At 37.0% G+C, this 24,671-nt stretch carries 22 protein-coding genes; 8 read left to right on the top strand and 14 right to left on the bottom strand.

The genetic code is table 11. The annotated features are described in order from the left end of the window. Positions 1-82: 82 nt before the first annotated feature. The 3 genes from ychF to C9J37_RS07625 form a co-directional block, all read right to left on the bottom strand. Positions 83-1,183: a redox-regulated ATPase YchF gene (ychF, locus tag C9J37_RS07635; protein ID WP_107894900.1), complete on the bottom strand. Its 1,101-nt coding sequence runs from the start codon at positions 1,181-1,183 to the stop codon at positions 83-85. Positions 1,184-1,538: 355 nt separating this feature from the next. Continuing rightward, positions 1,539-1,739 (bottom strand): DUF951 domain-containing protein, encoded by a 201-nt coding sequence (locus C9J37_RS07630; protein WP_024364640.1) that lies wholly within the window; start codon positions 1,737-1,739, stop codon positions 1,539-1,541. A 1-nt stretch (position 1,740) separates the two neighbouring features. Then, complete coding sequence (locus C9J37_RS07625) at positions 1,741-2,622, bottom strand: mechanosensitive ion channel family protein (protein ID WP_107894899.1); 882 nt, start codon at positions 2,620-2,622, stop codon at positions 1,741-1,743. A 93-nt stretch (positions 2,623-2,715) separates the two neighbouring features. On the opposite strand from C9J37_RS07625, the gene yyaC reads away from it, so the two are divergent. Further along, a complete protein-coding gene (gene yyaC, locus C9J37_RS07620) occupies positions 2,716-3,348 on the top strand; it encodes a spore protease YyaC (protein WP_025220908.1) in 633 nt (210 codons plus the stop codon). Here the strand turns inward: yyaC and C9J37_RS07615 are convergent. The 11 genes from C9J37_RS07615 to rpmH all read right to left on the bottom strand — a co-directional run bounded on the left by C9J37_RS07615 (position 3,265) and on the right by rpmH (position 13,827). Continuing rightward, a complete protein-coding gene (locus C9J37_RS07615; RefSeq protein WP_103977878.1) occupies positions 3,265-3,981 on the bottom strand; it encodes a DUF554 domain-containing protein in 717 nt (238 codons plus the stop codon). The two genes, yyaC and C9J37_RS07615, sit on opposite strands and share 84 nt — an antisense overlap. 74 nt (positions 3,982-4,055) lie before the next feature. Then, entirely contained in the window at positions 4,056-4,907 is an 852-nt protein-coding gene (locus C9J37_RS07610; RefSeq protein ID WP_107894898.1) for a ParB/RepB/Spo0J family partition protein, read from the bottom strand. Further along, positions 4,900-5,661, bottom strand: a complete 762-nt coding sequence (locus tag C9J37_RS07605) for a ParA family protein (RefSeq protein ID WP_024364636.1) — start codon at positions 5,659-5,661, stop codon at positions 4,900-4,902. The genes C9J37_RS07610 and C9J37_RS07605 overlap by 8 nt, the downstream gene beginning before the upstream one ends. 232 nt (positions 5,662-5,893) lie before the next feature. Next, a complete protein-coding gene (gene noc, locus C9J37_RS07600; protein WP_107894897.1) occupies positions 5,894-6,793 on the bottom strand; it encodes a nucleoid occlusion protein in 900 nt (299 codons plus the stop codon). Positions 6,794-6,973: 180 nt separating this feature from the next. Further along, positions 6,974-7,690, bottom strand: coding sequence for a 16S rRNA (guanine(527)-N(7))-methyltransferase RsmG (gene rsmG, locus C9J37_RS07595; RefSeq protein WP_107894896.1), 717 nt, complete (start codon positions 7,688-7,690; stop codon positions 6,974-6,976). 135 nt (positions 7,691-7,825) lie between these two features. Beyond that, on the bottom strand, positions 7,826-9,721 hold the full coding sequence (gene mnmG, locus C9J37_RS07590) for a tRNA uridine-5-carboxymethylaminomethyl(34) synthesis enzyme MnmG (RefSeq protein ID WP_107894895.1): 1,896 nt from the start codon (positions 9,719-9,721) through the stop codon (positions 7,826-7,828). Positions 9,722-9,748: 27 nt separating this feature from the next. Beyond that, positions 9,749-11,134, bottom strand: a complete 1,386-nt coding sequence (mnmE, locus tag C9J37_RS07585) for a tRNA uridine-5-carboxymethylaminomethyl(34) synthesis GTPase MnmE (protein WP_107894894.1) — start codon at positions 11,132-11,134, stop codon at positions 9,749-9,751. A gap of 303 nt (positions 11,135-11,437) precedes the next feature. Beyond that, a complete protein-coding gene (gene jag / locus C9J37_RS07580; RefSeq protein WP_107894893.1) occupies positions 11,438-12,247 on the bottom strand; it encodes an RNA-binding cell elongation regulator Jag/EloR in 810 nt (269 codons plus the stop codon). Then, on the bottom strand, positions 12,244-13,014 hold the full coding sequence (gene yidC / locus C9J37_RS07575) for a membrane protein insertase YidC (RefSeq protein WP_107894892.1): 771 nt from the start codon (positions 13,012-13,014) through the stop codon (positions 12,244-12,246). Before yidC ends, jag begins: the two co-directional genes overlap by 4 nt. 239 nt (positions 13,015-13,253) lie before the next feature. After that, entirely contained in the window at positions 13,254-13,598 is a 345-nt protein-coding gene (gene rnpA, locus C9J37_RS07570) for a ribonuclease P protein component (RefSeq protein ID WP_024364629.1), read from the bottom strand. A 94-nt stretch (positions 13,599-13,692) separates the two neighbouring features. Beyond that, positions 13,693-13,827: a 50S ribosomal protein L34 gene (gene rpmH / locus C9J37_RS07565; protein WP_004233310.1), complete on the bottom strand. Its 135-nt coding sequence runs from the start codon at positions 13,825-13,827 to the stop codon at positions 13,693-13,695. Positions 13,828-14,382: 555 nt separating this feature from the next. Between rpmH and dnaA the strand changes: the two genes are divergently transcribed. From dnaA to C9J37_RS07530, 7 genes are all read left to right on the top strand, one after another. Next, on the top strand, positions 14,383-15,732 hold the full coding sequence (dnaA, locus tag C9J37_RS07560; protein WP_107894891.1) for a chromosomal replication initiator protein DnaA: 1,350 nt from the start codon (positions 14,383-14,385) through the stop codon (positions 15,730-15,732). 168 nt (positions 15,733-15,900) lie between these two features. Further along, a complete protein-coding gene (dnaN, locus tag C9J37_RS07555; RefSeq protein ID WP_024364627.1) occupies positions 15,901-17,037 on the top strand; it encodes a DNA polymerase III subunit beta in 1,137 nt (378 codons plus the stop codon). Positions 17,038-17,210: 173 nt separating this feature from the next. Next, a complete protein-coding gene (gene yaaA / locus C9J37_RS07550) occupies positions 17,211-17,435 on the top strand; it encodes a S4 domain-containing protein YaaA (RefSeq protein ID WP_024364626.1) in 225 nt (74 codons plus the stop codon). Between the two features lie 3 nt (positions 17,436-17,438). Continuing rightward, the gene (gene recF / locus C9J37_RS07545; protein WP_024364625.1) at positions 17,439-18,554 is read left to right on the top strand and encodes a DNA replication/repair protein RecF; all 1,116 of its coding nucleotides are present in this window, start codon (positions 17,439-17,441) and stop codon (positions 18,552-18,554) included. 91 nt (positions 18,555-18,645) lie between these two features. After that, a complete protein-coding gene (gyrB, locus tag C9J37_RS07540) occupies positions 18,646-20,580 on the top strand; it encodes a DNA topoisomerase (ATP-hydrolyzing) subunit B (protein WP_107894890.1) in 1,935 nt (644 codons plus the stop codon). Positions 20,581-20,605: 25 nt separating this feature from the next. Next, positions 20,606-23,074 carry a DNA gyrase subunit A gene (gyrA, locus tag C9J37_RS07535; RefSeq protein ID WP_107894889.1) on the top strand — a complete coding sequence of 823 codons (2,469 nt, stop codon included), beginning with the start codon at positions 20,606-20,608 and terminating at the stop codon, positions 23,072-23,074. Between the two features lie 146 nt (positions 23,075-23,220). After that, positions 23,221-24,309 (top strand): HD-GYP domain-containing protein, encoded by a 1,089-nt coding sequence (locus tag C9J37_RS07530; RefSeq protein WP_024364622.1) that lies wholly within the window; start codon positions 23,221-23,223, stop codon positions 24,307-24,309. Positions 24,310-24,671 lie beyond the last annotated feature (362 nt).

The following is a 24,671-nucleotide window of genomic DNA, read 5'->3' as shown; positions in this document are numbered from 1 at the left end:
GCCTATTATGTTTTTATGAATATAAACTAAGTTCTGTTTGTATTTCATGAGAATTGCTTACATTCATAATGGTAATTTTAAATTAAACGTTAAAGCGGAATAACATGATATCGCCGTCTTGTACAATATATTCTTTACCTTCCAGACGTACTTTCCCCGCTTCTTTCGCAGCAGCTTGTGAGCCTGCTTCTACTAAATCATCGAAAGCAACTGTTTCTGCACGAATAAATCCACGCTCAAAGTCTGTATGAATAATACCAGCACATTGTGGTGCTTTCATGCCTTTACGGAATGTCCATGCACGTACTTCTTGGACTCCAGCTGTGAAGTATGTGGCAAGACCTAGTAAATCATATGAAGTACGGATTAGTTGATCTAAACCTGATTCTTTAATGCCTAGTTCTTCTAAGAACATCGTTTTTTCTTCATCGTCAAGCTCAGAAATTTCTTCTTCAATTTTTGCACAAATTGTAATGACTTGTGCACCTTCAGCTGATGCATATTCACGTACCTTTTGAACATATTCATTATTATCTGCATCTGCCACTTCGTCTTCTGAAACATTGGCAACATAAAGCATTGGTTTAATCGTTAATAAGTGAAGACCTTTAATCACTTTTAGTTCGTCCTCTGAAAGTTCAGCAGCACGAGCAGGTCGTCCGTTTTCTAATTCAGCTTTGATTTTTAGAAGAATCGGTTCTTCCACCATCGCTTCTTTATCTTTTTGTTTTGCCATTTTGCTTACGCGTTGTAAACGTTTATCCACTGATTCTAAATCAGCAAGTGCTAGCTCTAAATTAATTACTTCAATGTCATCAATTGGATTTACCGCACCTGACACGTGTGTAATATTTTCATCTACAAAGCAACGTACTACTTGGCAGATTGCATCTACTTCACGAATATGTGCAAGGAATTTGTTTCCTAAGCCTTCTCCTTTAGAAGCACCTTTTACGATACCTGCAATATCAGTAAATTCAAATGCTGTTGGCACTGTCTTTTTCGGTATTACTAACTCTGTTAGTTTGTCTAAACGTGCATCTGGTACTTCAACAATACCTACGTTTGGATCAATTGTTGCGAATGGATAGTTGGCAGCCAAAGCGCCCGCTTTTGTAATTGCGTTAAATAATGTTGATTTTCCAACGTTAGGTAAACCAACGATTCCAGCTGTTAATGCCATAAATGGACACAACCTTTCTATAATCAGTTCAATTTTGTTCCTGTTAAACCACAGTATTATGACACTCTAACGCCTAATCCGTAATGAAGGAGACCGACACAAGCAATTACACCCTACGTCATTTTGTCCAGATTTTTCTTTCGAGCTTCCTTGTCAAAAAGTTTCTCTATAAATCTGTCCATTCGCTGGGGCAATTCACTTGAAGCAATCGGGATTGAAATCCCCCATGAATTTAAGTGCATAGTTGGTATTCCCTACCTAAGGGCAGGGAACTTCTGTTGAAGCAAGTTAAAGTTTTCTTTATAACCCTATCTATTATATTGATTCGCCCATAAAAAGTCTAATACACAAAAAGCTAGACTTCACTTGCACGCTTTATGATTTTCTTCATTTTTTTCTCAAATTCCCGACGCGGAATCATCACACTGTGCTGACACCCTTCGCATTTAATGCGCACATCTGCACCCATTCGAATAATTTTCCACTCATTTGTACCACATGGATGTTGTTTTTTCATTTCGACAATATCATTTAGATCAAATTTTTTCGCTTCCATATTATTCACTTCTCCCATCATCTTTTCCATTTCCACCATATAACATCATTTTAGGATACGCCATAGGAATATCATGTTCCTCAAATAATTGTGTCACATCACGGCGAATTGTTCGAGCTACGCCATATTGTTGTTGTGGCAATGTTTCAGCAGCAATGCGAATCGTTACTTCTGTTCCCTTTACATTTTGGACACCTAAAAAGGTAGGTACTGCCACTAGCTCTTTATGAATATCAGGTAGTGTTTCTAAATACTTTTTAATAAGCCCTTCTGCTTTTTCGAAATTTGCATCGGTCGTCATTTGTAAATCTATAAAAATTTTCGAGTTATTGATAGAGTAGTTAATAACCTCTCCAATTGCACCATTTGGAATAATAAATTGCTCCCCAGTAGCACCATTAATCTTTGTTGTTCGTAATCCTATTTCTACAACCGTTCCTTCCGCTGCGTTTATTTTAATATAATCCCCTACACCGAATTGGTCTTCAAAAATAATAAAGAACCCTGTAATCACGTCCTTTACTAAACTTTGCGCACCAAACCCGATAGCTAAACCGACGATTCCCGCCCCTGCAAGTAAGCCTGCTACCTTAATGTTGAGTGAAGAAAGAATAGCTATAATTGCCGAAAAATAGACAACATACGAAATAACACTTTGTAATAACCTTGCAATTGTTCGTTGTCGGCGCTCTGAATGATTTAATGGTGAGCGCATACGGAGTAAAAATACTTTTTTAATAAATTTTTTACCTAATCGTACAGCTAACCACGATGCAATAAGGATTAAGGTAATTTCAATCGTTGCATCGATAACCCGATCCCAAAAGGCCTCCGACGTCAGTTGATCCCATTTTTTCTGCATTACTCTTGTGTTGAATTCCATTATTACCACCTCTTGAATAACTTGTTAAAAATTTGCGTATACTGCATAAAAATTGAGCACTTCCTCCAAATAAAAATGAAAGTGAGTTTTTTTATGAATACTATTCCAAATTTAGTACTGCCCTATTCGCTTCATCACGAAAGTAAAAATGCTGTTTGGCAATTGAGTACATTATTTTTAGAGTATATTCCTTTTCATCATGAACGTCTTATTTTTTGTTGTATCGGAAGTGATCGTTGTACTGGGGATACATTAGGGCCATTAACAGGTAGTTTTTTGAAAAAGTCTGTTAGCTTCCCTTATGAAGTTGTAGGAACTTTAGAAAATCCATTGCATGCCCTCAACTTAGATTCAACCATACAGCAGTTACACCATCATACTACGAAACCTTTTATTATTGCGATTGATGCATGTCTAGGTAGTGAACAAAACGTTGGACATATTGCAGTGCAGAACGGGCCAATATTGCCTGGGAAAGCAGTAAAAAAAGAATTGCCCCCAATTGGTGACATTTCCGTTAAAGGAATCGTCAATATTGGAGGCTTTATGGAAATGCTCGTGTTACAAAATACGCGACTGCATATCTCTTATGCTATGGCTGAAAAGCTTTCAAGAGCTTTACTGCTTGCTGCACATCGCTACTCATTGAAAAGGATAGATGATGGCAACCATGATGCCGACAACGACAATACCCGGCAACAAGTTAGCAGCCTTGATCTTTGTTAGGCCTGCTATATTTAACCCTATCGCTAAAATCATAACACCACCTACTGATGTCATTTCTGTAATGAACATCTGTAGGGCGTCATCTGGGATATATGCACTGATGACGCCTGCAAAAATGGCAATTACCGCTTGGTATACAAATACTGGAACGGCTGATAATAATACGCCAATACCTAAAGTAGAAGCTAAAATAATCGATGTAAAACCATCAATAATACCTTTTGTTATTAAGACATTATGATCCTGTCGTAGCCCGCTATCAAGTGCACCTATGATTGCCATTGAGCCAACAACAAATATTAATGATGCAGTTACAAAGCCTTCTGCAATATTAATTTGATTGTCATTCGTACGTCTTTTACTAAAAAGTGATTCAATCCACTGACCAAGTCGATTCATTTGCTTATCTAAATCTAGCCATTCTCCAATCACAGTTCCTACTACTAAACTTACCACTAATATAATAAAATTATTACTCTCGAAGCCCATTTTGATTCCTAAAAGCGCGACAGATAAGCCAATAATCGATAATACAGAAGCTTTCATCGACTCAGGAATATTTTTAAAAATGCGCCCCACCAATGCACCGACTATAATCAACAGTGCATTAATTAATGCTCCTAAAATTACCACAAAAAGGCCTACCTTCTCTCTAGAAAAATAGAGAGCGCCTAGTATATTGGCGCTCTAATTACATTAGTGGACTACTAATCATCTTCTTGAATGTTTAATATTTCCAAAATACGTTCCAAATCATCTTCTGAGTAAAATTCAATTTCAATTTTACCTTTGTTATTGGCCTTTTTAATTTGGACGTTTGTACCGAAATAATCCCGTAATTGCGATTCTTTCGCTACAACAAAAATATCCTTCTTCTTCGGTTGCGATGTTTCACGTGAAACTTCTTCATTTAAATTTTGCACCAAAATTTCTACCTGACGCACATTCAAGCCTTGTTTAATAATCTTGCGTGCAACTTCTGGGATTCTTCTTTTATTTTTTAAACCAAGTAAGGCACGTCCTTGTCCCATTGATAATATACCTTCATTCATCAACGCGCGAACATCCTCTGGCAAAGCTAATAAACGAACATGATTCGCAATATGCGGTCTACTCTTACCTAAGCGTTTAGATAACTCCTCCTGTGTTAGATGTAAGTTTTCCATTAAACTTTGGTATGCTTCTGCCTCTTCAATAACTGTTAAATCTTCACGTTGTAAATTTTCTAAAATAGCAAGCTCCATCATTTGTGAGTCCGTCAGCTCTTTAACAATCGCTGGCAATAATTCTAAGCCTGCTAACTGTGCCGCTCTATAACGCCGTTCTCCTGCTACAATTTCATATTTTTGTCCCTTTTTCCGTACAGCAATTGGTTGTAAAATACCGTGTTCCTGAATTGAATCAGCTAATTCTTGTAATGTTTCTTCATCGAATATTTTACGAGGCTGAAATGGATTTGCGACTATTAGCTTTAGTTGTAGTTCTTCTACTTTTTCACTTTGTTCTAACGATTCTCCTGGAAATAGCGCACCAATACCTTTTCCTAAACCTTTAGCCATTTTTTATCACTTCCCTCGCCATCTCTAAATAAACTTCAGCACCTCTTGATTTTGCATCATAAATAATAATAGGCTGTCCATGACTTGGAGCCTCACTTAATCGTACGTTACGAGGAATAATCGTTTTATATACTTTATCTTGAAAATATTTTTTCACTTCATCAATTACTTGTAACCCTAAATTGGTTCTTGCATCAAGCATTGTTAATAATACGCCATCAATATATAACTGCTGATTCAAATGCTTTTGCACTAAACGCACAGTCGATAATAATTGACTTAACCCTTCTAATGCATAATATTCACATTGCACAGGAATTATCAGTGCATCAGACGCAGTTAACGCATTAATTGTTAGTAGCCCTAATGAGGGTGGGCAATCAATAATAATATAGTCATAGTCTTCTTTAATATCTTGAAGTGCATGCTTTAAGCGTACTTCACGAGAAATCGTTGAAACTAATTCAATCTCTGCTCCCGCTAAAGAAATGGTCGCAGGGACGATATATAGATTTTCAACATTTGTTTGTTGGACGACATTTTCAACGTTTTCGTCATCGATTAGTACATCATAAATACAACTTTGTATTTCCCCTTTATTAATGCCCAGTCCACTTGTTGTATTGCCCTGTGGATCTGTATCAATCAATAGCACTTTTTTTCCTAAATATGCTAGACAAGCGCTTAAATTGACCGATGTTGTTGTTTTACCTACGCCACCCTTTTGATTGGCGATTGCTATAATTCTACCCATTTAAAAGCACCTGCTTTCATCTATCAAAGTTTGCTTTGACAAATCCATTTGTAAAATCATTGTTCAATACCGTTATCTTACTTATCATTCTATCAAAAAAACTCAACAGAGTTGTATAAAATATTAAGAATATATACAAAAAAGGAGGCATCTTAGATTTATTTCTAAGATCCTCCCCTGTATTCCACATATAAAACCGCACAAATTACTTTTTTAATATAATTAAAATAAATTAAGATTTCTTCTTTTTAGGTATTTTCACTGTAATTTGATAGTATTCTTCTGTGTCTTCTTCTTCTGTCTTAACCGTTATACCACTTTTCGTCACCATTGATAGTGATTGTTTAATCGTATTTAAGGCTATACGAACATCTTTACTTATTGCTTTTCTTTTCGGCTTCACTTTTTTAGGAATCGCTTCTTCTTGATCCACCGCTTCTGGATGCAACAATGCATGGATGTGCTCTTCTAATTGGCGAACATTCCAATCATGCTCAATCGCTTGATACAAAACCTCTAATTGTAATGTTTGATCTTTAATAGCAATTAGTGCACGTGCATGTCTTTCAGAAATTTGACGCTTTAATATAGCTTGCTGCACTTCTTCAGGAAGCTTTAATAGACGTAATTTATTGGCTACCGTGGATTGTCCTTTTCCTAGTCGTTGGGCAAGAGCTTCTTGTGTTAGCTCATGAAGCTCTAATAATTTTTGGTAGGCCACTGCCTCTTCAATTGCCGTTAACTCTTCACGTTGAAGGTTTTCAATTAATGCAATTGATGCTGTTTCCTTATCCGTTAAATTCCGTACAATCGCAGGAACTTCTGTCCATTGCAGCTTTTTCATTGCGCGGTAACGACGCTCACCGGCGATGATTTCATATTGATTGTTTGCTGTGCTACGTACAACAATTGGTTGAATCACACCATGGGTATGAATGGTTCTAGATAATTCTTCAATTTTTTCGTCATCAAAAATAGTACGTGGCTGAAAACGGTTTGGTACAATTTGATCGATTGGAAGCTTAATGACCTCTTCTGTTGTACGAACCGCCTCTGCTTGTTCTACTTCATTTTCCACAATAGGCTCTGCTTTATTTCCGCCTCCAAAAAAACGTGAAAAAGGACTTTTCATCCAAGTGGCACCACCTTTAAGTAACTATCTTGCTCTGTCTCATTCTATTATTATTTATTATATTTCCTAAAATGTATATAGTTCATAGATGTCATTTGCGTGAACCATCCATAACTAGTATGTATGCTCAAACTAGAGAAAATATTTTTCCAGTTTGAGAAGTTTCACATGAAACACTAATTATTGAATAGGTGTTTTATTTGGTACACCAGGCTTACGCGGATATTTTTTTGGCGTTCCTTTTATTTTATCAAAAACATATAAAGTACGTTCACTTTCTTCAACAGGTAAAGTAAAAGAATATTCTTCTTTTAATGTAACACCTAAAGTGACCAATGCTTTTTTGGCATCTTTTAATTCTTCTGGACCTGCCGCAGCCTTTAACGCAACAAAGTAACCACCCTGTTTTGCTAGTGGTACACATAATTCTGATAGTACAGACAAGCGAGCTACTGCACGGGCTGTTACAACATCAAATTGTTCACGATATTTGATATTTTGACCAAATTCCTCTGCACGGGCATGGACAAAATGCATATGATCTAACTGTAATTCTTCACTTAAATGATTTAAAAATGTAATGCGTTTATTTAAAGAATCTACAATTGTTACTTGTAAATGTGGGAAGCAGATTTTAATTGGAATACTAGGGAAACCAGCTCCAGCTCCTACATCACAAACGGTTGTTACCTGTGTAAAATCAAAATAAAATGAGGCACTAATAGAATCATAGAAATGTTTTAGATAGACACCTTCACAATCTGTGATTGCTGTTAGGTTCATCTTTTCATTCCACTCGACAAGCAGTTCAAAATACTTTTTGAACTGTGCTAGTTGCTTGTCAGAAAGTTCAATCCCCTTGTCCTTCAATGCCTCAATAAATTGTTGTTCGTTCATGTAAGGTCTCCTTTAAAAAATGGCTCAATATTTGTTTGGACGCAAATAACAAAACGTTGAAGGATAACATAGCCTTAAAAATAGGAAGCGGGCACAATGGTATGCCCGCCTCTTATTCACTTTGTTGTTGCGCTATTATTCGCCACTTACACGTGCGATTTTCCCTTGTTCAATGTAAACAAGTAGAATCGAAATATCTGCAGGGTTTACCCCTGAAATTCGAGACGCCTGTGCAATGGAAAGCGGAATTACTTGTTTTAATTTTTGTCGTGCTTCTGTTGCAAGACCTGAAATGGCATCATAATCAATGTTCTCTGGAATTTTTTTATTTTCCATTTTATGAAGCTTTTCAACTTGTTGCAATGCTTTTTCAATATAACCTTCATATTTTAGCTGAATTTCAATTTGTTCTTTCACTTCATCAGAAAATTCAATTTCAGCTGGTATTAACGAAGACACTAAATCATAATGCATTTCCGTACGTTTTAATAAATCGGCACCACGTATACCATCTTTCAGTTCACTACCACCTACAGAGCGAATGGCAGCTTGTGTTGTTTCATTTGGTTTAATGATTACTTCACGAAGGCGTGCAATTTCATTTTCAATTAACGCTTTTTTCTCCATGAATTGTTCATAACGTTGCTGTGATATCATGCCCATTTTATATGCACGTTCAACTAAACGTAAATCGGCATTGTCATGACGAAGTAGTAAACGATATTCAGCACGAGATGTTAGGAGACGATAGGGCTCATTTGTACCTTTTGTTACTAAATCGTCGATTAATACACCGATGTAAGCTTCTGATCTACTTAAAATCAGTTCTTCTTTACCAAGGACATTGGCAGCAGCGTTCATACCCGCCATCAAACCTTGAGCAGCTGCTTCTTCATAGCCAGATGTTCCGTTAATTTGACCGGCTGTATATAAACCTTTAATGCGTTTTGTTTCCAATGTTGGCCATAATTGTGTTGGAACGATAGCATCGTATTCGATTGCGTAACCTGCACGCATCATTTCAGCTTGTTCTAATCCTGGAATGGATTTTAACAAACGATGTTGCACATGTTCAGGTAAGCTTGTCGATAAACCTTGGACGTACACTTCTCTTGTATTGCGACCTTCTGGTTCTAAGAAAATTTGGTGGCGTGGCTTATCATTAAATCGTACGACTTTATCTTCGATTGAAGGACAATAGCGCGGGCCTGTTCCTTTAATCATACCTGAGTACATCGGTGAAAGATGTAAATTTGCCTCAATAATTTCATGTGTTTGAGGGCTTGTATATGTTAGCCAACATGGCAGTTGGTCCATGATAAATTCAGTTGTTTCAAAGCTAAATGCACGTGGTACATCATCTCCTGGTTGTATTTCCGTTTTTGAATAATCAATTGTACGGCTATTTACACGAGGTGGTGTACCTGTTTTAAAGCGTACAAGGTCAAAACCTAATTCTTTTAAATTATCCGCTAAGCGAATGGAAGGCTGTTGGTTATTAGGACCGCTTGAATATTTCATGTCCCCAATAATAATTTCACCACGTAGGAATGTACCGGTTGTTACAACTACTGTCTTGGCACGATAAATTGCGCCAATTTGTGTAATTACACCTTTTACTTCGCCATCTTCTATAATAAGCTCTTCTACCATTGCTTGGTGAATTGTTAAATTTTCATTTTCTTCTAACACACGTTTCATTTCGTGTTGGTAGAGTACTTTGTCCGCTTGGGCGCGTAATGCACGAACAGCTGGACCTTTTCCTGTATTTAACATACGCATTTGAATATGCGTTTTATCTATAACTTTCCCCATTAACCCACCTAGTGCGTCAATTTCACGAACGACAATCCCTTTTGCAGGGCCACCGATCGATGGGTTACATGGCATAAATGCAATCATATCTAAGTTGATTGTTAGCATGAGCGTGTTGGCACCCATTTTAGCAGCAGCATATGCAGCTTCTGAACCTGCATGTCCTGCCCCTATAACAATCACATCAAACGTGCCTGCCTCATATTGTGTTGGCATGCTCGTATCTTCCCTTCTCTAGTAGAATTATTTCCCTAAACAGAACTGTGAAAATAGTTGATTGATAAGGCTTTCTTGCACCGTATCTCCAATAATTTCACCAAGTATCTCCCAAGTTCTTGTTACATCTATTTGCACCATATCAACAGGTACACCAGCCTGTGCTGCAGCTAGTGCGTCCTCTACCGTCGCTTGGGCTTGATGGAGTAATGCAATATGACGTGCATTCGATACATATGTTAAATCGCCCGCTTCAATTTGACCCTCGAAGAATAATGCAGCTATTGCTTCCTCTAACTCTGCTATTCCCTCTTCTTGTAAAAGAGAAGTTGTCACAATACGATGACTACCTGCTAATGCTTTTACACGGGCTAAATCAATTTTTTGCGGTAAATCGGTTTTATTGACAATGACGATATAATCCATCGCCTCAATTGTTTCAAATAGACGTTCATCCTCAATCGTTAATTCATCCGCATAATTTAGTACGAATAAAATTAAGTCTGCGCCACGTAACGCCTCACGAGAACGTTCAACGCCAATTCGCTCCACAATATCTTCTGTTTCACGAATGCCGGCTGTATCGACTAAACGAAGTGGTACCCCACGTACATTTACGTACTCTTCTATAATATCACGAGTTGTACCTGCAATATCTGTCACAATTGCTTTATTTTCTTGCACTAAACTATTTAAAAGTGAAGATTTCCCTACATTTGGTCGCCCTAAAATAACAGTCGATAAGCCTTCACGTAAAATTTTGCCCTGAGAGGATGTTTGTAAAAGTTTAATGATTTCATTGCGTACCCATGTACATTTTTCAAGTAATACGGGCACTGTCATTTCTTCTACATCATCATACTCTGGATAATCTATATTAACCTCTACTTGCGCTAAAGTCTCTAGCAATGCTTGGCGCAAATCTCCGATAAGGCGAGATAATTTCCCATCCATTTGACCAAGTGCAACATTCATCGCACGATCTGTCTTCGCTCGAATTAAATCCATCACCGCTTCTGCCTGTGATAAATCAATACGCCCATTTAAAAACGCACGTTTTGTAAATTCACCTGGCTCTGCCAATCTTGCCCCATTTGTTAATGCTAATTTTAATACGCGATTAACTGAAACGAGTCCTCCATGGCAGTTGATCTCTATTACATCCTCACGCGTGAACGTTTTTGGTCCTCGCATTAACGATAGCATTACTTCTTCTACTACCTCATTTGTTTTAGGATCGACTAAGTGTCCATAATGAATTGTATGTGAAGCCTGCTTCTTTAAACTTTTTCCACCAGGCGATTTAAAAATCTTATCTGCAATAGCTACTGCTTCATCACCACTTAAGCGAACTATGGCAATAGCTCCTTCACCCATCGGTGTGGATATCGCAGCAATTGTATCGAACTCCATTTTATTACCTCCTTAACGTTATCCACATGTGGATAAATAAAACCGATCAACACTTTCTAACATCTTAGACTAACATATTTTCGATAAAATCTAAAGTAAGGATCATTTCCATTTGTGGATAAATAAAAATTTACTTATCCCTCATCATTTTCACTTTAAACGTTCAATATCCGACATATTACGACTTGTCGCACTGCTTCATAATCTTCCTGTTTTTCAGACAGTAAAAACCGGTCACCTTATCATAACGATAAAATGACCGGTTTTTTAGCATATGTCTGTATGCCTTTACGTAAAGAAAGTCTATGCGTTCTTTACTGGTTCAATAACTAAATAGCGGTTTGGTTCTGTGCCTTCTGAATATGTTTCTATATCCAGACGATTCGCTAATTGATTATGAATAATTTTTCTTTCGTATGATTGCATCGGTTCAAATGCCACACGTTGATTTAACCGAAGTGCCTTGTCAGCCATACGATCCGCCAGTTGCTCTAAGGCTTGTTGTCGACGTTCACGATAGTTTTCTACGTCTAATTTCACCATTAAGAACTGTTTAGCGGTTTTATTTAAAACGAGTTGTGTTAATTGTTGTAAAGAATTTAACGTTTGACCGCGTTTCCCTATAAGTAGTGCAGCCTTCTCACTTTTCAATTGAAACAGCACATATTTACCTTCACGGGCCGTTTCAATGTCGAGATCTTGAATTCCCAATTGCTCCGCTATACTTACTATATAAGCTTTTGCTTCTTCAATTGGATTTACAGTGTTATCTTCTTCCTCTTTAATGGCTTGTTGAACAGCTTCGATGTCCATTGGTTGTTCCGAAACTTGTGAACTTAATTTTGCAACGTCATCCACTACTTTTTGCTCATTCAATTGTTCTTTAGCCGTTTCGTCTTGCTCAGCTACTTTTACTATTTCTGTAGTTGGACGAGCTTGTATTTCTTTTACAGTCACACGCACTTCTGCAGAACGTGCTCCAAAACCTAAAAATCCTTTTTTACCTTTTTGTAAAACTTCAACATCTACTTGTTCACGGGTTTTGCCAAGTTTCTGTAACGCCAATGAGATCGCTTCTTGTGTTGTTGCGCCTATTTGCGTAAGTTGTTTCACTTTTTAGCCCCTCCATTTTGAGCAGGTTGTGTTTTGTTGTTTTGCCAAGGTTTATAAATATACAGGTTTTGAAGAATCGAGATAATGTTCCCGATTACCCAATAAAGTGATAATGCAGCTGGTAATGCCATACCAAAACCGATAATCATGAATGGCATAATGTAAATCATAATTTTCATCTGAGGGTTGTCCATTGCTGGGCCCGTACGTAATACGAAAAATTGCATAATACCAGCGATTATTGCTAAAGCTGGCGCAGGATCTGCTAATGGGAAGATAAAGAAATTTCCTAAATCAAAAGCAGCTGTAGCGTTCATTCGACTAATTGCGTGATAAAAACCATATAAAATTGGCATTTGAATGATTACTGGTAAACATCCAGCAACTGGGTTTACACCTGACTCACTCATCAGCTTCATCATTTCTTGCTGATACTGTTTCTGTGTTTGTGCATCCTTAGAAGCATACTTCTTCTGCAATTCCTTCAATTTTGGCTGAATTTCTTGCATTTTTTTCGAGCTCTTTGTCTGTTTAATCATCAATGGAAGAATTGCTAAACGAATAATAATTGTTACTGCAATAATCCCCCATGCATACGTACCAAGTAAATCAGCAAAATATTTTATCGCTGATACTAACGGCCAAACAATGAATTCATTCCAGAAGCCTTGGCTATCTTTGGATATTGGTTCGTTAAATTCTGTACACCCAGATAGTAGTAATGCTACTGATACTAGCGACAAAATTACCCAAAGTTGTTTTTTCAACCGTCTTCCCCCTACAAATACTATTCACTTTTCTAAAATCTATATGCATTGTCTCTATTCAATTTTATTTTTTCAACTGAATAAAGTTATCAGTTATTTTATCATGCAAATTAGCTTTCACTCTACTAAATATGCCAATTAAAATGTGCTCATGCAGTAAAGGGACTATCTACATTTACATAAGTTATTGTAGAACCTTTTAAAAGTGTACTTTATCGCCACTTTGGTTGCTGAATGTCTTACGATTTCTTCAATACTCTAGCAATTCGTAGTACATGCTGCAAACTTTGTTTCACTTCATGAAAATCCATAGTGGCCGCCGGATGTCTGGCGATAATAACATAGTCCATATTCGTCTTTAATTCATCTTTTAACTCATGAATACTTTGTCGAATATAACGTTTAATTTGGTTGCGTGTTACCGCATTCCCAAGCTTCTTACTAACAGATAACCCTACACGAAATTCTGTTTGTCCCTCTTTCGGCAAAAAATAAACGACAAACTGACGATTCGCGAAAGATTTCCCCTTTTTAAACACCTTTTGAAAATCCTCATTCTTTTTCACTCGTTGGCGTTTTTTCATTACTTTCACCTGCTACTGAATTATTCTTTTGATCCTTAACGGCTTCAAAAAATAAAGAAAAAAAAGACCACTGATGTGGCTCAGTGGACTTATTTTATGCTGATAAAACTTTTCTTCCTTTACGACGACGAGCAGCAAGAACTTTGCGACCGTTTTTCGTGCTCATACGTGCGCGGAAACCGTGAACTTTGCTGTGCTTACGTTTCTTTGGTTGGTAAGTACGTTTCATTGTATATAGACACCTCCTGAATGAAAGTTGAATTTTTCAACATACAGACCTGCATATTATATAAAGTAATTAGCTATTTTGTCAATGTATTTTATAAATTTCTTTCCAAATCGCCAATTCTATGTTTACCTTTTCTCTCTTTTAAATTATCCACAGAATACTTGTTTTTTTTACACAGACTTGTGTATAGTATTTTTTGCATTATTTTTTATCCACAACTGTTATCTACAGCTTTTTCACATAAGCAGTGCTTGTGGACAACTTGAAAGTGAGTAAATCAAAGTTATGTGGATAAGTTTCATAAACTATTGAAATAGCTTTGTTTTTCTGATACGATTACTGTGCTTCACTTTGTTGAAAACTCAAACGAACTAATCTTTTATCCACAACTGTTGATATGCTGTGGATAATTTTTATCACAGCCTTTGGTTAAGTATTATCCACAACTTGTGATTTTGTGGATTAGTCGTAAAATGAACGTATTTACTTATCACATAAATGCACTCTATTTTTTTATTGCTGTATATGTATTGAACTGTAAAGGAGAATAGCAGCTTGGAACATTTAGAAGAATTATGGAATAATGTCCTGGCTCAAGTTGAACAAAAAATTTCTAAACCAAGCTTCGAAACGTGGCTAAAGTCTACTAAATTACTTTCTTACAATGGAAGTGGTTCGACCGTGACTATAGCGGCGCCAAATTCGTTTGCTCGAGACTGGCTTGAAAATCATTATATTCATTTGATTACAGGTATATTAACGGAGCTAACAGGCGAAGACTTGCTTATTAAATTTGTTGTTCAAAAAAACCAGGATTCGGACGATTTTGACTTACCAGCGCCGATTATCCAAGCAAAAAATAACGACCATCATGATATTTCACCAGGGATGTTAAATCCGAAATATACATTTGATACGTTTGTTATTGGCTCTGGAAACCGCTTCGCACATGCTGCATCGTTAGCTGTTGCTGAAGCCCCTGCAAAGGCTTATAACCCATTCTTTATATATGGGGGCGTAGGGCTTGGCAAAACGCATTTAATGCACGCAATTGGCCATTATGTGTTAGAGCATAATCCAAACGCAAAAGTCGTGTACTTATCATCAGAAAAGTTTACAAATGAATTTATTAACTCTATTCGCGATAATAAAGCACTCGATTTTCGCAACAAATACCGTAATGTAGATGTGCTGCTAATTGATGATATTCAATTCCTTGCTGGAAAAGAATCGACTCAAGAAGAATTTTTCCATACTTTTAACACATTGCACGAGGAATCAAAACAAATTGTCATATCAAGTGACCGTCCACCTAAGGAAATACCTACTTTAGAGGATCGCTTACGATCTCGATTTGAGTGGGGGCTAATTACAGATATAGCACCTCCAGATTTAGAAACGCGTATCGCTATTCTACGAAAAAAAGCAAAAGCGGACGGTTTGGATGTACCAAACGAAGTCATGCTCTATATCGCGAACCAGATTGACTCCAATATCCGGGAGCTTGAAGGTGCGCTTATTCGTGTCGTAGCTTACTCTTCGTTAGTGAACAAGGATATTACAGCTACATTAGCTGCTGAAGCATTAAAAGATATCATTCCTAATGCAAAACCTAGAACTGTGACAATTTTAGACATTCAAAATGCCGTAGGAGAGCACTTTAATATTCGTTTAGAAGATTTTTCAGCTAAAAAGCGAACAAAACTAATCGCCTTTCCTCGACAAGTTGCGATGTTTTTATCACGCGAATTAACAGATTTCTCGCTGCCGAAAATTGGCGAAGAGTTTGGTGGTCGTGATCATACTACTGTTATCCATGCGCATGAAAAAATATCTTCTTTGTTGAAAAATGACGTTCAACTGCAACAAGATATTAAACAAATTCGTAGCATGCTAGGGAAATAAACTTGTGGACAACTCTAATTTTTAAACACAAACTTATACACAGTCTATCTACATGTGGATAGACTGATTTTATTCACCTAGAAGCACTTATCCACAAATCCACAGGACCTATTACTATATCTTTTTATATTTAATAAATAAATAATATAAATATGTGAGGGAAAACAAATGAAATTTGATATTTTACGTGACCGTTTACTAGAAGGTTTAAATGATGTCATGAAAGCCGTAAGTTCTAAAACAACAATTCCGATATTAACGGGGATTAAAATTGATGTAACAAACGAAGGAATTCGTCTAACTGGTAGTGATGCAGATATTACAATTCAAACATTTATCCCAGTAGAAGAAGATGGGCAACAAATTATTCACATTGCGGAAACGGGTTCAATCGTTGTACAAGCACGTATGTTCAATGAAATTGTGCGTAAATTGCCGACAAACGAGGTTGAAATTCAAGTAACGACAGGTTTCCAAACGCATATTCGTTCTGGAAAATCAGAATTCCATTTAATTGGCTCTGATGCTGCTGAATATCCTTTATTACCCGAATTAACGGAGGATCAAAAATTTACTATTCCTGCAGACTTACTAAAATCAATTATCCGTGAAACAGTATTCGCAGTGGCGACTTCTGAAAGCAGACCCGTGTTGACAGGTGTAAACTGGCAGATTAAAAACGAAACATTAATCTGTGTTGCAACAGATAGCCACCGTTTAGCAAGACGTAAAGTACAGTTAGAAGATTTACCTGAAGTTGAACATAGTGTAGTTATTCCTGGTAAAAGTTTAAATGAGTTAAATAAGGTGTTAGAAGATTCTACAAATCTTGTCCAAATTGTTATTACAAGTCAGCAAGTATTATTTAAAACAGGAGATGTATTATTCTTCTCTCGTTTACTTGAAGGGAACTACCCAGATACATCACGTTTAATTCCAGAAGAATATCAAACAAATGTAACAATTAACGGTAAAGCTTTATTACAAGCAATTGATCGTGCATCACTTGTCGCACGAGGAGATCGTAATAATGTCGTGCGCTTCGAAATTTTAGATAGTCAAGCGGTTGAAGTTTCATCGAATTCTCCAGAGATAGGTAAAGTACAAGAAGAAATACCTGTGGAAGCATTAGAAGGGGATAACTTAAAAATTTCCTTTAGCGCTAAATACATGATGGAAGCATTGAAAGCAATTGATGGTCAAGATGTGGTTATTCAATTTACTGGTGCGATGAGACCATTTATTTTACGCTCTGTTCATGATGATGCAATTCTGCAACTAATTTTACCAGTTCGCACATATTAATCATCTAATTTCCAACGATTGTATTATATAGAATAAATTGGGTTTTAAGTTATGTTCACTTGCTTTGATAAACTTTGGGATAGTCGCTCGTTGCGGCTATCTTTTTTTACTTATGAAGCATTTTTAGGTATGATAGAGAGATAGACATTCTGTATTTGGAGGGTAACACAGCTATGAAAGACATTGAAATCGATGTAGAGTTTGTCACGTTAGGGCAACTTTTAAAAATGACTGATGCCATTAGCTCAGGCGGTATGGCAAAATGGTTTTTACACGAAAATGATGTTTACGTAAATGGCGAGGTAGATGATCGCCGTGGTCGCAAATTACGTAACGGAGATGTTGTAAATATTCCTGGATGTGGCCGGTTCCGAATTGTTGGGCCCACTGGACAATAAATTATGCATATTGAGCAGTTAAAACTTACAAATTACCGCAACTATGATGCGTTAACGTTAAAATTCTCTCCAAAAATAAATGTATTTATTGGTGAAAATGCCCAAGGGAAAACGAATGTGATGGAATCCATCTACGTATTAGCGATGGCTAAATCACATCGCACGACGAACGATAAAGAATTGATACGTTGGGATTCAGACTATGGTAAAATAGAAGGGGCCGTTCAAAAAAGGCACGGTATTTTACCAATAGAGCTTACCATTACGAAAAAGGGCAAAAAGGGTAAAATTAATCATATTGAACAAAGTCGTCTTAGTCATTATATTGGTCAAATGAATGTGGTTATGTTTGCGCCAGAAGATTTAAATGTTGTTAAAGGGAGCCCGCAAATACGACGACGTTTTATTGATATGGAGATTGGGCAAATTTCGCCCGTCTACTTACATGATTTATTAACCTTTCAAAAGATTTTAAAACAACGCAATCATTATTTGAAAATGAATCAGGGTAAGATAATGACAAACGACGTGATGTATGATGTTTATAATGAGCAGTATATTCACGCAGCTACCCAAATTATTCGAAAAAGATTTCAATTTATGGATTTATTACAAGAGTGGGCAGAGCCGATTCATGCAGGAATTTCACAAGGTAAGGAAACTTTAATGATTAAATACCGCACTGTAGCAGGTATTGATAAAGGACAGACTGCTAGTGAAATGGAAGATCTATTACTTAAAAAGTTAGTAGAGGCAAAGAATCGTGAATTTGAGCGTGGTGTCACGATGGTTGGACCACATCGAGATGATTTACAATTTTTAGTAAATGGCTATGATGTGCAAACATATGGCTCTCAAGGGCAGCAACGAACAACTGCTCTGTCATTAAAGCTCGCCGAAATTGAGTTAATTAAACAAGAAACAAATGAAACACCCATTCTACTTTTAGACGATGTATTGTCGGAACTCGATGATTATCGCCAATCGCATTTATTAAATACCATTCAAGGTGAAGTCCAAACCTTTGTAACGACTACAAGTGTTGATGGAATTCATCATGAGACGATGGAACATGCTCAGCTGTTCCACGTGAAACAAGGTGCGATTGAAGAAAGTTAGCCAGGGAGTTTTTTAGATTATAAAAGAATGGTAATAGTCAGCTCGGTTGACTGTTCATTCATTTACACACAATGATGTTATGAAGGAGTAGATGGAAGCCGTGGCTATAGAAAACGAAGGTTTACAAGATCAAGCGTATGAAGCCGATCAAATACAGGTATTAGAAGGTTTAGAAGCGGTTCGAAAAAGACCGGGGATGTATATCGGTTCAACAAGCTCTAAAGGACTTCACCATTTAGTATGGGAAATTGTTGATAATAGTATAGATGAAGCACTTGCAGGTTTTTGTACTGATATCTCAGTTACGATTGAAAAAGACAATTGGATTCGTGTAGAAGATAATGGTCGAGGAATTCCTGTCAGTATTCAAGAAAAGATGGGTAAACCAGCTGTCGAAGTCATTATGACAGTGCTCCATGCCGGTGGTAAATTCGGCGGTGGGGGCTATAAAGTATCAGGCGGTCTTCATGGTGTAGGGGCATCAGTAGTAAATGCTTTGTCAGTTGAGACAATTGTTCAAGTTCATCGCGAGGGACAAATCCACGAAATTAAGTTTGAACGTGGTCAAACGAAACAAGCGTTAACTGTTATTGGCGAAACAGATCATAACGGAACAACTACTCGTTTCAAAGCAGATCCTGAAATTTTCAAAGAAACAACAGAATATGAATTCGATATTTTAGCACATCGTATTCGCGAATTAGCCTATTTGAATCGCGGTATTCGAATTACAATTGCAGATGAGCGTGAAGATGAGATACGTTCCACTACATATCATTATGAAGGTGGTATTCGTTCTTATGTAGAGCACTTGAACAAGTCTAAAGAGCCTATCCATGAGCCAATTGATGTTCTTGGCGAAAAGGACGGTATTTCTATTGAAATCGCCATGCAATATAATGCTGGTTTTTCATCGAATATTTTCTCGTTCGCAAATAACATCAATACGTATGAAGGTGGTACACATGAGTCAGGCTTTAAAACAGCACTTACGCGTGTTATCAATGATTACGCGCGTAAAAATGGCTTATTAAAAGAAGCTGATACGAACCTTACAGGTGAAGATGTTCGCGAAGGGTTAACGGCGATTATATCTATTAAGCACCCTGATCCTCAATTTGAGGGACAAACGAAAACAAAGCTTGGTAACTCCGAAGTAAGCCAAATTACGAATGCGTTATTTTCAGATGGTTTTGAACGTTTCATGTTAGAAAATCCAACTGTAGCGCGAAAAATTATCGATAAAGGTTTAATGGCAGCTCGGGCACGTGTGGCAGCGAAAAAGGCGCGCGAATTTACACGCCGCAAATCAGCACTTGAAGTATCAAGCTTACCTGGTAAACTTGCTGACTGTTCTTCTACAAACCCAGCTGACTGTGAAATTTACATTGTAGAGGGTGACTCTGCCGGTGGTTCGGCGAAATCTGGCCGTGACCGTCACTTCCAAGCAATTTTACCTTTACGTGGTAAAATTTTAAACGTGGAAAAAGCACGATTAGATAAAATCTTATCCAATGCTGAAATTCGAGCAATGATTACAGCCTTCGGTACTGGTATTGGGGAAGAATTTAATTTAGAAAAAGCACGTTATCATAAAATTATTATTATGACGGACGCCGACGTAGATGGAGCACACATCCGTACGTTATTGTTAACATTCTTCTTCCGTTTCTTACGACCTCTAATAGATGCTGGTTATATTTATATTGCACAGCCACCACTTTATCAAGTGAAGCAAGGGAAGCATGTTGAATATTGCTATGATGATATTGCGCTACAAGAGATTTTAGAGCGATTGCCAAACATGCCTAAGCCTGTAGTTCAACGCTACAAAGGTCTTGGCGAAATGAATGCGGAGCAACTGTGGGATACAACAATGGATCCAGAGCACCGCACATTATTACAAGTGGAATTAGATGATGCAATTAAAGCGAACGAAGCTTTCGAACGCTTAATGGGCGATGAAGTAGAACCTCGTCGTCAATTTATTGAAGAAAATGCGGTATACGCTAATTTAGATATTTAATTTTTCTTGAGGGGAGGTCTACACTTTGTCAGAACAAGAACGCTCCGGTGTTAAAGGAGTTAATATAACAGAAGAAATCGAAACATCCTTCCTCGATTATGCAATGAGTGTAATCGTTTCGCGTGCATTGCCAGATGTACGCGATGGATTAAAGCCAGTTCATCGTCGTATTTTATACGGCATGCAAGAGTTAGGAAATACAGCAGATAAAGCGTACAAAAAATCAGCACGTATCGTTGGGGATGTAATGGGTAAGTACCATCCACATGGTGACTCTTCAATTTACGATGCCATGGTACGTATGGCACAGGATTTTAGTTATCGTTACATGCTTGTTGATGGTCACGGAAACTTTGGTTCTGTTGATGGCGACGGAGCAGCTGCGATGCGTTATACAGAATCGCGTATGTCTCGTATTGCAATGGAAATGCTTCGAGATATTAATAAAAACACAATTGACTATACTGGTAACTATGATGGCTCTGAAAAAGAACCGATTGTTTTACCAAGTCGCTATCCAAACTTATTAGTAAATGGAGCGGCAGGAATTGCGGTTGGTATGGCAACAAACATTCCTCCACATAATCTAGGGGAAACGATTGATGGAGTGTTAGCACTATCTGAAAATCCTGCAATTACTACGGAAGAATTGATGGAAATTATTCCAGGACCGGATTTCCCAACTGGTGGATTGATTTTAGGACGCAGTGGTATTCGCCGTGCCTATGAAACAGGCCGTGGTTCCATTATTATTCGAGCTAAAGTAGAAATCGAACAAAAGTCAAACGGTAAAGAAACAATTCTTATTCATGAATTACCTTACCAAGTAAATAAGGCAAAATTAATTGAAAAGATTGCTGAGCTAGTACGTGATAAGAAAATTGATGGCATTACCAATTTACGTGATGAATCTGACCGCCGTGGTATGCGTGTAGTTATTGAAATACGAAAAGATGCCAATGCAAATGTCGTGTTAAATAATCTTTATAAGCAAACAGCGATGCAATCAAGCTTTGGTGTTAATATGCTGTCATTAGTAAATGGTCAACCGAAAGTAATGGGCATTAAAGAGATGCTGTATCATTATTTAGAGCATCAAAAAGTCATCATTCGCCGCCGTACTGAATTCGATTTAAAGAAAGCAGAAGACCGTGCTCATATTTTAGAGGGCTTACGAATTGCCCTAGATCATATTGATGAAATTATTGCGATTATCCGCGGTTCTCGTAGTGGTGAGGAAGCTAAACCGCAATTAATGGAACGGTTTAATTTATCTGAACGTCAAGCGCAAGCAATTTTAGATATGCGTTTAGTACGTTTAAGTGGCTTAGAACGAGAAAAAATTGAAGCAGAATATCAAGAGTTACAAGTGTTAATTGCTGAATTAAAAGCAATCTTAGCCGATGAAGCTAAAATTGTTGAGATTATTCGCACTGAAATATTAGAACTGAAAGAGCGCTTCAATGATGCTCGTCGTACAGAGATTACATCTGGCGGTATGGAAATGATTGAGGATGAGGATTTAATTCCTGTAGAAAATTCAGTTGTTACGTTAACGCATAATGGTTATATTAAGCGCTTAGCTGCCAATACATATCGCAGTCAAAAGCGCGGTGGTCGTGGTGTACAAGGAATGGGAACTAATGAGGATGACTTCGTCGAGCACCTTATGAATACATCTACGCACGATACTATTTTATTCTTCACGTCTAAGGGGAAAGTATTCCGTGCTAAAGGTTACGAAATTCCGGAGTACGGTCGCACGGCGAAAGGTTTACCAATCGTTAACTTACTGAATATCGATAAAGGTGAGAAAGTCACGGCAATGATTCGTGTTGATTCATTTGACAAGGATGCTTACTTTATCTTTACAACGAAAACAGGTATTTCAAAGCGTACACCTGTATCTCAATTTGCAAATATCCGTACGAATGGCTTAATTGCTATTAGTTTACGAGAAGATGATGATTTAATTGCTGTTCGTTTAACGGATGGTATGAAGCAAGTTATTATCGGAACGCGTGACGGTATGCTTGTTCGTTTCCAAGAGGATGATATCCGTTCAATGGGACGTACAGCAGGTGGGGTACGTGGTATTAAGCTACGAGAAGGCGATGAAGTAGTTGGTATGGAAATCGTCGAACCTGGACAAGAAATTTTAGTCGTTACTGAAAAAGGCTATGGTAAGCGTACAACTGAAGAGGAGTATCGTTTACAAAGTCGTGGTGGCGTTGGTTTAAAAACAATTCAAATTACCGATAAAAATGGTCCTATGGTGGCTGTTAAAACTGTTGATGGTTCTGAAGATTTAATGCTTATTACAATCAACGGTATGCTGATACGTATGGATGTCAATGATATTTCATTAATTGGCCGTAGTACTCAAGGTGTTCGTTTAATTCGTTTAGGGGATGACGAACTTGTTGCAACTGTTGCAAAAGTTGAAAAAGAAGACGAAGAGGCCACTGATGAAAATGAGGAAATAGAAGAATAAAAAATAACCGATGAAGACAGCGTTTGTTGCTGCTCATCGGTTTTTATTATATATCGTGAAAAATAAGTAATAATTTAGAAATTCGTGATACTATATAAATAGACCTTAGTTCAAGTAAGTGAAATAGTAAAGAGGTGTTTAATTTCGTGGAAACGGTACATGTCCCAATTTCAGAATTACGTATTGGAAAAGTTATTTCTGAAGATATTTTTGCTAATACACAATATCCAATAATTTTTAAAGATACAGTAGTATCACATGAGCATTTACAAGTTTTTAGCGCATTTAATATTTCAAGAGCTCCTGTATACAAAGATAATTTAAAAGAAGTTTCAGTAGAAACTGAAAAAGAAATAGATTTTGCTTTCCAACCAGAAGCTGTTCCAACGTTTAAAAGAGTTTATAGTAATTCTGTTGAACAATTTAAGAAAGAGTTTAAAAATTGGGAAGCTGGTGCGAAGGTAGATATTACAAAAGCACGTTCGATCATCTTGCCATTATTGGATATGGTCTTAGAAGATCGTACAATTATTTTTAACTTAAACGAATATTCGAATCCAAAAGATTATTTATACCACCATTGTGTAGGAACAGCACTGATTTCTTCTGTAATCGCTCAAAAATTAGGTTACGATAAAGGGTTAACTATTCAAATTGCAATTGGCGGTCTACTAGCAGATTGCGGTATGGCTAAAATTCACCCACGTATTCGAGATAAAAAAACTACATTAACTGAACAAGAATTTTCAGAGATTCATAAACATCCTATATATAGTTATAACATGGTAAAGGATTTAACAATCTTAAAAGATACAATTAAAGAAGCCATTTTTCAGCATCATGAGCGCTTAAACGGAAGCGGATATCCTAAAGGTGAGAAAATCGCAAACATATCGGTTTTTGCGCAGATTATTGCAGTTGCCGATGTTTTTCATGCTATGACATGTGAGCGTGTTTATCGCTCCAAACAATCCTCATTTAAAGTAATAGAAATGATTAATGAGTCTGAGTTTGGAAAATTTGATATTAAAGTAGTAAGAGCGTTGATTGACTTAGTGGCAGACTTACCAATTGGAACAATTATTGAACTTTCTAATCTAGAACGTGGTGAAGTAATGTTCGTTAATAGATATGCACCTACACGTCCTATTATTAAATTAAGTATTACAGGTGAAATTTTTGATTTAGGAAAAAATCGTACGTTTTATATTTCACGAATAATCACAAATGAATAGAGTAAATAAAGAACTAATAAGGCAGTCATAAAAGAGTTGTGATTGCCTTATTACTCCGTTGTTGTACTAGAGTAAATGCATGTAATGAAAAACTATTTTAATTTTTTTAGATAAAGTGTTGACATAGTTTATGAATCTTGATATTATAAATGAGTCGCCAAGAGGTGACGCACTAAACGAAACAAAATGAACCTTGAAAACTGAACAAGCAAAACGTAATCAATATAGTTTTTATTAGCTAACTTCGTTAGTGAACGAAACAAAATTTTGGACATCAAAATTGATGCCAGCAAAACAATTTGAGCTAATCAAATTTCTTTTATGGAGAGTTTGATCCTGGCTCAGGACGAACGCTGGCGGCG

This window comes from Lysinibacillus mangiferihumi, assembly GCF_003049665.1.
Lineage (GTDB): Bacteria > Bacillota > Bacilli > Bacillales_A > Planococcaceae > Lysinibacillus > Lysinibacillus mangiferihumi.
The sequence above is the reverse complement of the archived record's forward strand: the minus strand, read 5'-3'. Positions and strand labels throughout refer to the sequence as shown.